Below are 14,727 nucleotides of genomic sequence, written 5' to 3'. Positions count from 1 at the left end.
TTAAAATAAAAAAGCACTCTTTTTAATTAAACTTTTCATATTTTCAAAAGTCTAAATAATAAACTTATAAGTGACTGACGAAAAAGAGCTATTACTTAGATTAAGAACCGAAAACACCAAAGAACAAGCCTTTAAAGAATTACTATCGCTTTACAAGGAACGCTTATATTGGCATATTCGGAAAATTGTGATTTCACACGACGATGCTGATGATGTTCTTCAAAATACATTTATAAAAGTGTATAAGAACATTCATAATTTTAAAGGAGATAGTAAATTGTTTTCATGGATGTATCGTATCGCTACCAACGAATCTATAACTCATTTAAACAAAAATGCGAAACACCTTCAAATTAGTAATGAAGAGCTTCAGCAAAACTCAATTTCCAATTTAAAAGCTGATGTATACTTTGAAGGAGACGATATACAATTAAAATTACAGCAAGCCATTGCAACGTTGCCTCAAAAGCAACAAATTGTATTCAACATGAAATATTTTGATGATATAAAATACAAAGACATGGCTGAAATACTAGATACAAGCGAAGGAGCATTAAAAGCATCCTACCATATTGCAGTAAAAAAAATAGAAGACTACCTAACCTCAAATTAAACCTTTTGAGTATATTTTAGTCAAATAAACAAATGAAAAACAAAAAATTAGAACATATTAAAACAACTGGCTTTAAAACTCCAAAAAACTATTTTGAAGGTTTAGACGATTCTATACTAAATCAAGCTAAGCTATCTTCAAAAATAGATACTAATGGATTTAAAGCACCTGAGTCTTATTTTGAAAATTTAGATGTAAAGGTGTTAGATGCTGTGAAAACGCAACCAGAAACCAAAGTTATAAAGTTGTTTAATTGGAAAAAAACAGCGTCAGTTGCAGCAATTGCAGCATGTATGGTTTTAGCTTTTAATTTGTTTTTTGGTTCTGAAGACCAAATAAGTTTTGATGACCTAGAGCTAACATCTATTGAAAGCTACATTAGTGAAGAAGATTTTACCAATGAGGACTTTGCTTCTTTAGTTACCAATGACGACATTAGCATTTATGACTTTTCGGAACTATCAATAACCGAAAACACCCTTGAAAATTATATTATTGAAAACACAACTGTTGAAGATTTAATTACTGATTAATAATGAAAAAATTAATAGTATCCCTTTGTTTTATTTGCCTTTTTGCTACTGCTTTTTCTCAATCTCATGAAGAAAAAAAAGAACGCATTAACGCGCTAAAAATAGCATTTATAACAGAACATTTAAACCTTACCGAAAGTGAAGCACAAAAGTTTTGGCCTATATATAATGCTTATGAGCTAGAAGAAGACATGCTACGCGAACTATCTAGAGAAAAGAAGCGAAAAATAAATAATGATATCTCTGAAGCTGAAGCTAAAGCTATTTTAGATGATCTTATAAAACTAGAAAACGAAAAACACAATTTAAGAACTGACTTTTTTGACAGTTTAAGAAAAGTGATTAGTTCAAAAAAAATCCTGCAGCTTAAAACTGCCGAAGAAAACTTTAAACGAAAAATGTTTGAAGAGTTTAAAAAACGTCGACAAGAACGAAAAAACAATCCCTAAATAATTAAAGAGCCTATTCAGGCTCTTTTTTTAGTTCTTAAAAGTAAGCTTAGAAATTCGTCCTTTACCAGCTGCATAAGCTACTGAATCGTTTAAAAACCTTATGGTATAAAACCCTTCATCACTAAGATGTTTCCATGAATCTCCTGCATTATTAGTGTAGTCAATTCCTTTAAAACCTACAGCAACTAATTCTCTGGCATTACTATTTGGTACATATTGCACACAACTTCTATAACCTGGTCCTTTTCCGTTAGCAACCACACTCCATGTTTTTCCTCCATCTTCTGTTCGTATTTTATTGTTTAAAGTAGCATTAGGTTGGGTATAATCTCCTCCTATTGCAAAACCATGTTGTGCATCATAAAAATCCAAAGAGTACATTCCTGTAGTTACTGCACCTTGAATAATTGGAGTATCATAAACTTCCCAAGTTGCCCCTTTATCTGGTGAATATAAAATTCTGCTCGTTTTTCCTCCTGTAGCAACCCAAGTATAGTTGTCAACTATAGCAATATTAGTATCGCTTGCAGCAAAAGCGGCTTCGCCATCTAGAGTTTTTGGTAAATCTTCACAAGGCAATTTAATCCATGTTTCTCCACCATCTCTTGTAATTATTACACTCATACAATCATCAGTTGGATCACCAATAGCAATACCTTCTTGGTCGTTCCAAAAATCCATAGAATCGTAAAATGCTTTTGGATGGTTTTCTTGGTAAACAAGTTTAATTTCATTGTCTTCAAATTTATATAACATGGCTGGTGAAGCTATTGACAACACAAATAATGCATCTTCAATCTTATCTATTGATCTAATGGCTAGCGCTGAAGTATCTGATTTAAAAAGTCTTGACCAATAGGACAATCTTTCACCAAAATCTGAAGAACCAAATACATTTGAATTCTCTTTATTCATTTCATCAATTGATTCAAAACCAAAATTACCATTAGAACCAGCAAACCAAACTTTGCCATTCGCAATTTTAATTGCTCTAACATCTAATAATGAATCTTCGGTAATAATAGTTTCAATTTCAACACTTGTAAAACTATTGCTTCTTTTAGCTTCCTTATCATTACATGAACTTAACACAATTAGCAATACAGCAACAACTAATATTCTCATCCTTAATATATTTTTCTTAAAAATAGAAAAGCTTTGCGATATACCACAAAGCTTTTCACTCATCAATCAATCAAAAAAAAACTAGGTTACCAATCTAGCTTTCGTCTTTAAGTGCTTTAATATCTATTATTAATTGTTGTATTGAAGCTCTATTTAACCCATTATAGATTCCTCTTATGTGTTTATTTTTATCTATTAATAAGAAATTTTCAGTATGTAAAAAATCTTCAATGTTTTTTGGTTCGCCTAAATCATTTTCAACAAAATAATGCTCTCTACCTAAGTTGTATATATCTAATTTGTTTCCTGTTACTAAATGCCATTTATTTTCAATTACACCATGTTTTTCTGCATATTTTTTTAAAACAGGAACAGAATCTCTATTTGGTGTAACAGAATGCGACAAAAACAATACTTCATCATCATTTAAAAACGCTTCTTGTACTTTAAACATATTACTAGTCATTTGAGGGCAAATTCCTGGACAACTTGCAAAAAAGAAATCGGTAATATATATTTTATTATCAAAAGTCTTTTGGGTTATTGTGTCTCCTAATTGGTTAACGAGTTTAAAGTCTGGTATTTTATGAAATTGCGCTTCTTCCTCTGTTCCTGGCGTTATCCAATTAGGTGTAAAAGAAGCTTCATTATAGTAAGGCAAATAGTTAACTCTACTAGTCTCTAAAGCTTTAGGCGGTTTAGGCTTTATAGTGTTATTACAACTTAATACTATTAATGCAATACAAACCGAAACGACGTCTATATTATATCTTTTTAGTAACTTTTTCATTCTCTAATTTATAACATGAATTGGAGCGCATTAGCCCAAAAACTCTTCCGTTTTTCACTTCATAATTAACATATAGCTTTCCGTTAGACAACCATGCTTTTTGCATTCCTTTTTCTTTACCATCTTCTAACCATCGTTGTTTAGCCAACGTTCCATTTGGGTACCATTGCTTTTCTTCACCTTGTTTCTTCCCGTCTTTGTAATGAACTTGCAAAGCTAAATTTCCGTTTTCCCAGTAACTTTTATAAACTCCTGTTAATTTATTTTGGTTATAAAATGAGACTGTACGTAATACTCCACGTTCTGACCAAGTTTTTGCTTGTCCTTGTCGTTTACCTTTAAAAAAACCTAGTTTTTCCTTAAGCAAATCATTTTTATGGAACTTTAAACTGTAACCATTATAAGGTTGATTATTATAATACCAAACTCCTTCTATTTGATTTAAAACCAACTCTGATTTTAAGACTCCAACATTAGCAATGGCTATAGCATCAGTATCAGTAGACAATAATACATTTACGTTTGCAGTTTTATCAGGAGAGTTACCACAACCTAAAAGAACTGCCAAAACAATTATTAACAATGTTGGTTTCATAATAAAAACGATTAATTAATATCCTTGATATGGTCCTGCAAATGCTAAATACGAGCCTGTTGTTGAATACACTTCATTTATAATGTGGTAATGATATTCACCATCTGGATTATGTGGTGTAGGTCCAAAATGGCCTCCTGATTCATCTAAATCTGTTGGGTATTCATTTGAAGGGTAATCTCTACGTCCATAAAGAAAAACGCCATCTAATAAAATACCTACTAAATTATCATCATCATTACTGAAAGCCTTTGGTTCTAAATGATAGTGGTATACTCCTGGACCAATATGAGCTCCTGTCCAGTCTAAACTAGCTGCTGCAGCATCAAGAGGTCCTCCTCCTTCTTGATCATTAAATATTGATGCTCCACTAACTGCTATACCTATAGTATCAAAAGTTGTGGCAACAGTATTTCCTGTTAAATTAGGCGTTGCATCTACTACAATTGTTGTTGCATTATTATTACTATTCATAATGCTTGGTGTTAACGCAACATCTGGTTCTTCCATATAAAGCTCGTGACCAACTCCCCAATATACTGTTTCATGGTTTGGCAAACCTGTAGTTTCAATAACCACATTAGAACCCTCTAAAAAAATTGTTACTGCATCACTATTAAATTCTGAAAAAGCTGGGTGAAGTTCAGATACAACTTCTTCTTCATTTGATGCTGTTGAATCGTCTCCACTAGAACAAGCAATAAAAGATACAACGACTAATCCTAAAATAATTAATATGTTATAATATGTTATTTTCATAATTTAAATCTTGATTTATTTATTATTTAGTTTCTTCCTCTTTGAGGTCTACCTCCTCGTTCATCTCTACTAGGTTTAGGAGCATTCTTTAACTCTTCTAGACTTAAAAATCCATCTTCATTAGTATCTATTTTAGAAAAATCTTCAGCTAATGGTCCTTTTACTTCTTCTTTAGATAACTTACCATCTCCATTAGCATCCATTTCTTTAATCAACTCGGTTACATTTGGTGCTCCACCTGATTCTCTTTGCTCATTACTCTTTGTTTCTGCTGTGTTTTCAGAAGATTTGCAACTCATAAAACATAAAACTCCTATTACAGCTACTACATGATAAAATTGTCTTTTCATTTATAATTTGTTTTTTGGTTATATTTATTTAGATGCTACTTTCAATTAAAACTTGTGTTTTTTTATACCTTTATTAGCTTAGGCTATAACCAAAACAACAATTTAAAACCAAATTCTTTTAGCATCATCATACTTAATTTACTTTCTATCGCTTCTCCTTTTTCATGCTTGAGTAAAATGTTTTTAATTCTTCAAGATTAAGTTGACCATCCTCATCGGTATCAATAATTTTAAAATTATTGATGAGCTCTCTTCTATCTTTTGCGGCTACTTCTAGCTCATTTAACAATCCATCTTCATTATCGTCTACCTCTTTTAAAACCTTTTCTGCAGAAATTTCTCTAGGTTTATCCATAGATTCTAATGATGCTTCTAGCTCATCTAAATCTATCACTCCATCTTCATTGGTATCTATTTTAGCAAAATCTTCAGATATTTTGCCTCGTCTATCATTAGAGGCTTCGTCTTTATCTATAACTTTATCATTATTAACATCTAACATTTCTAAAATTTTAGATGCACTAGGTTTCTCACCTCTTTGTTGATTTCCATTACCTCTTCCTCCTCTACCTCCTGGTCCTTGAGCAAAAAGATTTATACTTGTTAAGATAAAAATGGCAGTAATTAATGTTTTTGTTTTCATATTTTTTATTGTTGTTAGATATTTTTAGATGTGGTTTTCATTTTATACTTGTGCTTAATGGTGTTAAAAAAATCACAAAAAAAAGACTCCAATAAAGGAGTCTTTTTTTTGTGATTTTTAATTTCTTGGTGGCCTAATACGATTATTCTCTTCCCTTGGAGGAGGCGGAATTCTATTAGCACCTCTATCGTTTCGTCTTAAAGCATCCATAATTATCATTTTAAATTTTTCTTTCTGCTTATCGTTGGATAATTCTTGAATCATTTTAAAATGACGAAAAACCTCTTGTTCCTTAGATTTTTCTTTTTCACCTATCAATGAAGTAATAGAGTCAATAACACCATCATTAACTATATCGTCAGATAATTTACCAAACAATTCATCCTTAAGGATTTTTATTTCATCATTTAGACGTCTCATAGCTTCGTGATGACTGATACTTTTTTTTCTAAATTCGGCTTTTTGTTCTTCGCTAAACCCTAGCTCACTAACTATAAAATCTTTATTATTCTGCTGACGTCGCTCATTTATATTAGTAGGTTTAAACATATAATTATACAAGAAAAACATGTTCATGATTACTAAAAAAATAAGTAACGAATATATAATTGTGTTTTTTTTCATGCTTAATTTAATATTGAAGATTCATTATTTTCTAACAAACCATATGATTCTGCAAAGCTATTTACATTTTCATTGTAAGTAATCTCTTTAAGTTTAGTATATGCTACAATATTCAAAACAATAACACAAGTCAAGGTTACTAGTTGCAATTTAGGCGTAAACCAAGACCACAACACCAATTCTTTTTCATTTGATACATTGTGAATTTGACGCATAACACCTTCTTTAAAAAAAGGAGATGCTTTTACGCTTCCAATTGATTCAGCTGAATCTAATACCTCTTGCACTTTTTTATTCATATTAATATTTTTAGTCTCTTTATATTTAGATGCAAATACTCAAAAAAACTTGTACTAGTATTCATTCTTATAGTAATTTTCTAGTATACTCTTTAAATTCTTCTTCGCTCTAAACATTGTTGATTCAACTGAAGATAAACTCTTATTAGTTATTTCAGCTATTTCATCATAACTCTTTCCGTCAATTTTGTGTAATGTAAACACAACACTTTGACTTTCCGGAAGTGAATTTATAGCTTTAAACAAAGTTTCATTTAATTCTTTATTTTCTAGTTGTATTCCTGGATGGTTTATTTCAGTAAAATAAGTTGTTTTGTCCAGAGGTAAAACATTTCCAGTTATTGACTGCAAAAAAGCAAATCGTTTTTTAGTATTTCTTTTTCTAATAAATTCTAAACATTTATTAGTGGTTATTCTATAAATCCATGTAGTAAGTTTTGATTTACCTTTAAACTTATCTATTGAATTGAACACCTCTAAAAACACCTCTTGAGCAATATCTTCAGCATCTTCTTTATTTGGCACAAATGACATACAGGTCCCAAAAACCTTGTCTTGAAAATCATCAATTAACTTACTATAAGCTAAAGAATCTCTACTCTTTAATGCTTGTATAAACTCCTTTTCTTCCAAATATTATATTTTCGGTAGTAAATTAAGGAAAAATCTTAGGAATTAACCGTAAATTTGCATGCTGAATTTTTTACAATGCGATTACATAGAAATTTATGTTTTGCCGTTATTGACGGCTTACACAAGATATTTAACGAAGGAGAATATGCCGACAAGGTAATTCAATCTCTTTTAAAGCGTGATAAACGTTGGGGAAGCAGAGACAGATCGTTTGTTGCCGAAACCACTTACGATATTGTACGTTGGAAACGTTTATATGCTGAAATAGCTGAAGTTAAAGCGCCTTACGACAGAGACAACCTTTGGAGAATGTTTGCTGTTTGGGCAACTTTAAAAGGTATTCGTCTACCTGATTGGAAGTATTTTGTAAATACGCCAACACGTAAAATTAAAGGTCGTTTTGATGAATTATCAAAAATTAGAAAATTCCGCGAATCTATTCCTGATTGGATAGATGAAGTTGGAATTGCAGAATTAGGTGAAGATACATGGACTAAAGAAATTGCTATGCAAAATGAGCAAGCCGAAGTTATCTTACGTGTAAACACTTTAAAAACCAACAAAAAAGACTTACAATTAAAACTTCAGTCTGAAAATATTGAAACCGAGTTTTTAAACAACTATCCTTACGCTCTAAAATTAAAAGAACGTGCTAATGTATTTAAAACCGAAGCTTTTAAAGATGGTTGGTTCGAAGTACAAGACGCATCGTCTCAATTAGTAGCCGACTTTTTAGATGTGCAACCAGGAATGAAAGTTGTAGACACTTGTGCTGGAGCTGGTGGTAAAACATTACACATCGCTGCTTTGATGCAAAACAAAGGTCAGGTGATTGCAATGGATATTTATGAAAGTAAGTTAAAAAAGCTGAAAACCAGAGCCAAGCGTAATGGTGTTCATAATTTTGACATGCGTGTTATTGACTCTACAAAACCTATCAAAAAACTTTATGACAAAGCCGATAGAGTTTTAATTGACGCTCCTTGTTCTGGATTAGGTGTTTTACGTAGAAATCCTGATGCAAAATGGAAATTAGAACCTGAATTTCTAGACAGCATAAGAGTAACACAACAAGAGGTATTACAACAATACTCTAAAATGGTAAAACCTGGTGGTAAACTAGTGTATGCTACATGTTCGGTTTTACCTTCTGAAAACCAAAAACAAGTTGACAAATTTTTAACATCGGAATCTGGAAAAGACTTTACCTTTGTAAAAGATAAAAAGATTTTAGCCCATAAATCAGGTTTTGATGGGTTTTACATGGCATTACTTGAAAAGAAAAAATAAACCTAAATAGATGAAACAATTCTACACATTAATAGCTACTTTAATTTTTTCAACTGCAGCTTTTGCACAAATACCTGCAGGTTATTATGATAGCGCAACAGGAACTGGCTACACTCTAAAAACACAACTACACAACATTATAGACAACCATAACGATCAAGGTTATGATGCTATGGATGGTTTTATTGCTTCTTATGATTTAGACAACTACTATGAAACAGGAAGTAATACGATTTTAGACCCTTATTCAGAAAATCCATCAGGATCAGACCCTTACACATTCTCTCCGGTTAGTGACGAATGCGGAAATTACAGTGTAGAAGGCGATTGCTATAACAAAGAGCATGTCATTCCACAATCTGTTTTCAGCCAAAATACTCCAATGAGAAGTGACGCTCATCACCTCTTACCTACTGATGGTCGTGTTAATGGTTTTAGAAGTAGTTACCCTTTCGGAGTTGTTGATAACAGTCAATTAGTTAGTCAAAGTAATATTTCTAATCCAACTCAAAATGGCTCTAAACTTGGAGGCAACCTCAATAGTGGCTATTCTGCTGGTTATACCAATACAGTTTTTGAACCTATTGATGAATTTAAAGGCGACATTGCTCGTATCTACTTTTATTTTGCAACGCGATACGAAGATCAAATTAGTAGTTGGGGAAGCTATGCTATGTTTGACGGAAGTTCAGACAAAGTATTAGACGATCCTTTTTTAAGCATACTTCTAACATGGCACCAAATGGACCCTGTTTCTCAAAAAGAAATAGATCGAAATAACAATATCTATTATAACCATCAGAGTAACAGAAACCCTTTTGTTGACCATCCTGAGTACGTTGAAATGATTTGGAACGTAACTCCTGACACCGAAGCTCCTTCTACTCCAACCAATCTTATGGTTACTAACGAAGGTTCAACTACAATTTCTTTAGATTGGACTGCATCAACTGACAATATAGGTGTTACTGCTTATGATGTTTATGTAGATGGTGTATATAATATGACGGTTACTACAAATTCAGCAACTGTAGTTAATTTAACTCCAGAAACTACATATTCGTTTTATGTAATTGCAAAAGATGCTGCAGGAAACGAATCTTCTCAAAGTAACTCAGTAAATGGCACCACAACTGAAGCTGGAGCTAATGGTGATGAGTGTGCCTCAGAAGATTTTGAAGACATGCCAGCAAACAGTTCGCAATATACTGATAGAACCTGGACAGGAGATAGTGGTACTTGGAACGCTACCGAAGCTAGAACAGACCAAACCATAGAAGGCAGTAGAGCTATATTAATCGATTATAGAGGCACTACTGATGGCGCATCTTTAACCTCACCTACTCTTGGTGGTGGTATTGGAAGTTTTACGATTACTACTCAACGTATCTTTTCTGGTTCAGATGGAACCTTAAATGTAATGGTAAATGGAAATCTTGTAGGCACAATCCCTTATAGCGACACTGTACAAACTACAACTATTACTGATATTAATGTTGATGGAAATGTAACTGTGGTAATTGAGGATAATAACTCAGGAGATGCCAGAGTAGGAATGGATAATTTATCTTGGACATGCTATTCAAGTTTAAGTTTACCTGAAAATAGTATAGAAGCTATTTCAATTTATCCAAACCCAGTAAAAAATAGCTTAAACATTAAACTTAACAGTCAAACCGAAACTCAAATTGACATATTTAATGTTTTAGGTAAGCATGTTTTATCAAAAGTAATTACCAGTTCTAGTACAATAAACACAGAACAACTTTCAACAGGAGTTTATATTTTAAGAATTAAACAAGGTAATTCTACCTTAAGCAAAAAGCTCATAAAAAACTAAACTTAAAAAAGCGACTCTTACAAGTCGCTTTTTTTTGTTCAAAACCCATTTTTAAATGTAACTGATTTAATTGACATCAAAATATTATTTTAAAAGAGTAAATTTGTTACATAGAACACTAAGAACTATGAAAAAAGAATTAAATGATTTGATTGAGAGTATTGATAACCTTAAAAACTCTAATGATGAGTTTATTAACTTAACAAATTCACTTTTAAGTTCTGATTTTCATATTGAACACAAACTTGTTTCTATAACTTCAGTTTTAAACTCTATAATAAAAAACCAATCTTTTATTTTGGAACTACTTAAAATGAATATTGAAAAATCATCTGAAAATAGATTGGCAATCCTAAACATCATTGAAAAAATCGAGAAGAACAATTAAATAATCTAAATTGATTATCTTTAAAAATTAGGTTATTTAATAACGGAAAAGTGTATTTTTGCACTTTCAAAACACAACTATAACATACGCATAATGATTCATTTCTTCGGAAACCAAAACAGCAAAGTATTTGCTGTTCAAGCCACAAAAGAATTATCAACAGAAACCATATCTAAATTAGTATGGTTATTTGGCGACCAGCCAAAAATAGAACAAGCATCTCTCGATGCTTTTTTTGTTGGTCCAAGAGCCGCAATGATTACTCCTTGGAGTACAAATGCTGTAGAAATTACTCAAAACATGGGAATTTCTGACATCATTAGAATTGAAGAATTCATTTCTACAACTGAAGATTTTAAAGGTTACGACCCAATGATTTCTGAAAAGTTTTCAAGCTTAGATCAAGATATCTTCACCATAAACATTCAACCTGAAGCGATTCAGAATATTGAAGATATTTCCGCTTATAACCAACAGGAAGGTTTAGCGCTTAGCGACGAAGAAATTGAGTATCTTGAAGGTGTTTCAAAAAAGATTGGTCGTCCATTAACAGACTCTGAAGTATTCGGGTTCTCACAAGTGAACTCAGAACACTGTCGTCATAAAATTTTCAATGGGACTTTTGTTATCGATGGTGAAGAAAAGCCAACTTCTTTATTCAAATTGATTAAAGAAACATCAAAACAAAATCCAAATGATATTGTTTCTGCATACAAAGATAACGTAGCGTTTATAAAAGGACCTGTTGTAGAACAGTTTGCTCCAAAACGTGCAGATGTTCCAGAATATTACCAAACTAAAGATTTTGAATCTGTAATTTCATTAAAAGCAGAAACACACAATTTCCCAACAACTGTAGAGCCTTTTAATGGTGCTGCAACAGGTTCTGGTGGAGAGATTAGAGATAGACTTGCTGGTGGTAAAGGTTCTATTCCGTTAGCCGGAACAGCTGTTTACATGACATCGTATTCGCGTTTAGAAGAAGAGCGTCCTTGGGAAAAGGCGTTTCCTGAGCGCAAATGGTTGTACCAAACTCCAATGGACATTCTAATTAAAGCGTCTAACGGAGCTTCTGATTTTGGAAATAAATTTGGGCAACCTCTTATTTGTGGTTCTATTTTAACTTTTGAGCACCAAGAAGGCACTGATAAAATTGGTTACGACAAAGTGATTATGCAAGCTGGTGGTATTGGTTACGGAAAAGCAGATCAAGCCATAAAAGACACACCAAAAGAAGGTGACAAAATCGTAATTTTAGGTGGTGATAATTACCGAATTGGTATGGGAGGTGCTGCTGTATCGTCTGCTGACACAGGTGAATTCGACAGTGGTATTGAGCTAAATGCCGTACAACGTTCTAACCCAGAAATGCAAAAACGTGCTGCCAATGCGGTTCGTGGTATGGTAGAAAGTGATGAAAATTCAATTGTTTCTATTCACGATCATGGTGCTGGTGGACATCTTAACTGTTTATCAGAATTGGTTGAAGACACAGGTGGACACATTGATTTAGATAAATTACCAGTGGGTGATCCTACCCTTTCTGCCAAAGAAATTATTGGTAACGAGTCTCAAGAGCGTATGGGCTTAGTCATTTCAGAAAAGCACTTAGACACATTACATAAAATTGCAGACAGAGAACGTTCACCTATCTACAATGTTGGTGAGGTTACTGGCAAGCATCGTTTTACTTTTGAGTCTAAAACCAATGGTGACAAACCAATGGATTTGGCTTTAGAAGACATGTTTGGTAGCTCTCCAAAAACTATAATGACAGATCATACGGTTGACAAAAACTACAGTGACCTATCCTATAATTCAGATAACTTTTACGATTACTTAGACCAACTATTACAACTCGAAGCTGTAGCTTGTAAGGATTGGTTAACTAACAAAGTAGACCGTTGTGTTGGTGGTAAAGTGGCCAAACAACAGTGTGCTGGTCCATTACAACTTCCATTAAATAATGTAGGTGTAATGGCTTTAGATTATAAAGGAAAAGAAGGTATTGCCACAAGTATTGGCCACTCACCTATTTCAGGATTAATAAATCCTGTGGCTGGTAGTCGCAATTCTATTACCGAAGCCTTAACAAATATTATTTGGGCACCATTAAAAGATGGTTTGCAAAGTGTTTCGCTTTCTGCCAACTGGATGTGGCCTTGTAAAAATGAAGGTGAAGATGCACGACTATATGAAGCTGTAAAAGCTGTTTCTGAATTTGCAATAGATTTAGGTATCAATGTTCCAACAGGAAAGGATTCGCTTTCTATGAAACAAAAATATCCTGATGGTGACGTTATTTCTCCTGGTACAGTTATCATTTCTGCTGCAGCAAATTGTAACGATATTTCTAAGGTTGTAGAACCTGTTTTCAAAAAGGGTAAAGGGGATATTTATTATATCAATATATCGCAAGATGATTTTAAACTTGGTGGTAGCTCGTTTGCACAAATCAATAATAAAGTAGGAAACAGCACATCAAATGTAAAAAGTGCAGCTTATACTAAAACTGTGTTTAACACGATTCAGCAATTAATAAAAGATAATAAAATTGTTGCTGGTCATGATGTGGCTTCTGGTGGATTGATTACAACTTTACTTGAATTGTGTTTTGCAGATAACAATCTTGGTGCAGAATTAGATATTACTGAATTGGCTGAAAAAGATTCATTCAAAGTTTTATTTGCTGAAAACGCTGGTATCGTTATTCAATCAGCAGATAACAGTATAGAAAACACTTTGTCTGATGCTGGAATTACCTTCCATAATATTGGAAAAGTAACTGATGCTGATGTATTAAGCATCATCAACGGAAGCGACGTATTTACCATGACGGTTTCGAGATTACGAGATATGTGGTACAAAACCTCTTTCCTACTCGACCAGAAACAAACCGCAAATGGTTTAGCTGAAGCACGTTACAACAACTACAAACAACAACCACTTCAATATACATTCCCAAGTCATTTTACAGGTAAACTGCCTAGTATTGACAGTAGCAAACCGAGACCGAAAGCTGCTATCTTACGTGAAAAAGGAAGTAACTCTGAACGCGAAATGGCAAATGCTATGTACTTAGCTGGTTTTGATGTTAAAGATGTACATATGACCGATTTAATTTCTGGTCGTGAGACTTTAGAAGACATTCAGTTCCTTGGTGCTGTTGGTGGTTTCTCAAACTCTGATGTTTTAGGCTCTGCTAAAGGTTGGGCTGGTGCTATTAAATACAATGACAAAGCTAACGAAGTCATTAAAAATTTCTTTGAAAGAGAAGACACACTTTCTGTTGGTATATGTAACGGTTGCCAATTAATGATGGAACTAGATCTTATTAACCCAGAGCATGAGCAGCATGGTAAAATGGTGCATAATGATTCTCATAAACACGAGAGCTCATTTACGTCTGTAAAAATTCAAGAGAACAACTCTATTATGCTTTCAACGTTAGCAGGTAGCACACTAGGTGTTTGGATTTCTCATGGTGAAGGAAAATTCAACCTTCCTTATGCTGAAGATCAATATAATATTGTAGCAAAATATGGTTATGCAGAATACCCTCATAACCCAAATGGTTCAGATTTTAATACAGCTATGATGACTGACAAAACAGGAAGGCATTTGGTGACTATGCCACACATTGAGCGTTCTACATTTCAATGGAACTGGGCAAATTATCCTAACGGACGACAAGATGAAGTGTCGCCTTGGTTAGAAGCTTTTGTAAATGCTAGAAAGTGGATTGAAAACAAGTAATCATTTTTTTTAATTAATTTAGTAGAGAAATTACCCC

Annotated in this window: 16 protein-coding genes; 7 read left to right on the top strand and 9 right to left on the bottom strand. The window is 33.0% G+C overall.

Annotated features, from left to right (window positions below; all coding sequences use genetic code 11):
• Positions 1 to 70 precede the first annotated feature (70 nt).
• Genes DMZ43_RS11595 through DMZ43_RS11585 form a run of 3 tightly spaced genes read left to right on the top strand, consistent with a single transcriptional unit; the run spans position 71 to position 1,595 of the window.
• Positions 71 to 613 carry an RNA polymerase sigma factor gene (locus tag DMZ43_RS11595; protein WP_131508420.1) on the top strand — a complete coding sequence of 181 codons (543 nt, stop codon included), beginning with the start codon at positions 71 to 73 and terminating at the stop codon, positions 611 to 613.
• Positions 614 to 645: 32 nt separating this feature from the next.
• Positions 646 to 1,146 (top strand): hypothetical protein, encoded by a 501-nt coding sequence (locus tag DMZ43_RS11590; RefSeq protein ID WP_131508418.1) that lies wholly within the window; start codon positions 646 to 648, stop codon positions 1,144 to 1,146.
• Positions 1,147 to 1,148: 2 nt separating this feature from the next.
• Positions 1,149 to 1,595 carry a Spy/CpxP family protein refolding chaperone gene (locus DMZ43_RS11585; protein WP_131508416.1) on the top strand — a complete coding sequence of 149 codons (447 nt, stop codon included), beginning with the start codon at positions 1,149 to 1,151 and terminating at the stop codon, positions 1,593 to 1,595.
• Positions 1,596 to 1,625: 30 nt separating this feature from the next.
• On the opposite strand, the gene DMZ43_RS11580 is transcribed toward DMZ43_RS11585, so the two are convergent.
• The 9 genes from DMZ43_RS11580 to DMZ43_RS11540 all read right to left on the bottom strand — a co-directional run bounded on the left by DMZ43_RS11580 (position 1,626) and on the right by DMZ43_RS11540 (position 7,416).
• Entirely contained in the window at positions 1,626 to 2,723 is a 1,098-nt protein-coding gene (locus tag DMZ43_RS11580; protein ID WP_131508414.1) for an oxidoreductase, read from the bottom strand.
• Between the two features lie 94 nt (positions 2,724 to 2,817).
• Complete coding sequence (locus DMZ43_RS11575; RefSeq protein WP_131508412.1) at positions 2,818 to 3,513, bottom strand: SCO family protein; 696 nt, start codon at positions 3,511 to 3,513, stop codon at positions 2,818 to 2,820.
• Positions 3,488 to 4,108: a toxin-antitoxin system YwqK family antitoxin gene (locus DMZ43_RS11570; RefSeq protein WP_131508410.1), complete on the bottom strand. Its 621-nt coding sequence runs from the start codon at positions 4,106 to 4,108 to the stop codon at positions 3,488 to 3,490. Before DMZ43_RS11570 ends, DMZ43_RS11575 begins: the two co-directional genes overlap by 26 nt.
• A gap of 15 nt (positions 4,109 to 4,123) precedes the next feature.
• A complete protein-coding gene (locus DMZ43_RS11565) occupies positions 4,124 to 4,867 on the bottom strand; it encodes a YHYH protein (RefSeq protein WP_131508408.1) in 744 nt (247 codons plus the stop codon).
• A gap of 26 nt (positions 4,868 to 4,893) precedes the next feature.
• Positions 4,894 to 5,217: an EF-hand domain-containing protein gene (locus DMZ43_RS11560; RefSeq protein WP_131508406.1), complete on the bottom strand. Its 324-nt coding sequence runs from the start codon at positions 5,215 to 5,217 to the stop codon at positions 4,894 to 4,896.
• 145 nt (positions 5,218 to 5,362) lie between these two features.
• Complete coding sequence (locus tag DMZ43_RS11555; RefSeq protein ID WP_131508404.1) at positions 5,363 to 5,860, bottom strand: EF-hand domain-containing protein; 498 nt, start codon at positions 5,858 to 5,860, stop codon at positions 5,363 to 5,365.
• A gap of 117 nt (positions 5,861 to 5,977) precedes the next feature.
• Positions 5,978 to 6,484: a hypothetical protein gene (locus DMZ43_RS11550; RefSeq protein WP_131508402.1), complete on the bottom strand. Its 507-nt coding sequence runs from the start codon at positions 6,482 to 6,484 to the stop codon at positions 5,978 to 5,980.
• A 2-nt stretch (positions 6,485 to 6,486) separates the two neighbouring features.
• A complete protein-coding gene (locus tag DMZ43_RS11545) occupies positions 6,487 to 6,783 on the bottom strand; it encodes a hypothetical protein (protein WP_131508400.1) in 297 nt (98 codons plus the stop codon).
• Positions 6,784 to 6,837: 54 nt separating this feature from the next.
• The gene (locus tag DMZ43_RS11540) at positions 6,838 to 7,416 is read right to left on the bottom strand and encodes an RNA polymerase sigma factor (RefSeq protein ID WP_131508398.1); all 579 of its coding nucleotides are present in this window, start codon (positions 7,414 to 7,416) and stop codon (positions 6,838 to 6,840) included.
• A 75-nt stretch (positions 7,417 to 7,491) separates the two neighbouring features.
• On the opposite strand from DMZ43_RS11540, the gene DMZ43_RS11535 reads away from it, so the two are divergent.
• From DMZ43_RS11535 to purL, 4 genes are all read left to right on the top strand, one after another.
• Positions 7,492 to 8,706 carry an RsmB/NOP family class I SAM-dependent RNA methyltransferase gene (locus tag DMZ43_RS11535; protein ID WP_131508396.1) on the top strand — a complete coding sequence of 405 codons (1,215 nt, stop codon included), beginning with the start codon at positions 7,492 to 7,494 and terminating at the stop codon, positions 8,704 to 8,706.
• A 10-nt stretch (positions 8,707 to 8,716) separates the two neighbouring features.
• Positions 8,717 to 10,546: an endonuclease gene (locus DMZ43_RS11530; RefSeq protein ID WP_131508394.1), complete on the top strand. Its 1,830-nt coding sequence runs from the start codon at positions 8,717 to 8,719 to the stop codon at positions 10,544 to 10,546.
• 127 nt (positions 10,547 to 10,673) lie between these two features.
• Positions 10,674 to 10,934 carry a hypothetical protein gene (locus tag DMZ43_RS11525; protein ID WP_131508392.1) on the top strand — a complete coding sequence of 87 codons (261 nt, stop codon included), beginning with the start codon at positions 10,674 to 10,676 and terminating at the stop codon, positions 10,932 to 10,934.
• A 93-nt stretch (positions 10,935 to 11,027) separates the two neighbouring features.
• Positions 11,028 to 14,690: a phosphoribosylformylglycinamidine synthase gene (gene purL, locus DMZ43_RS11520; protein WP_131508390.1), complete on the top strand. Its 3,663-nt coding sequence runs from the start codon at positions 11,028 to 11,030 to the stop codon at positions 14,688 to 14,690.
• Positions 14,691 to 14,727 lie beyond the last annotated feature (37 nt).

The organism is Meridianimaribacter sp. CL38 (assembly GCF_004328055.1).
GTDB classification, from domain to species: Bacteria; Bacteroidota; Bacteroidia; order Flavobacteriales; family Flavobacteriaceae; genus Gaetbulibacter_B; species Gaetbulibacter_B jejuensis.
The sequence above is the reverse complement of the archived record's forward strand: the minus strand, read 5'-3'. Positions and strand labels throughout refer to the sequence as shown.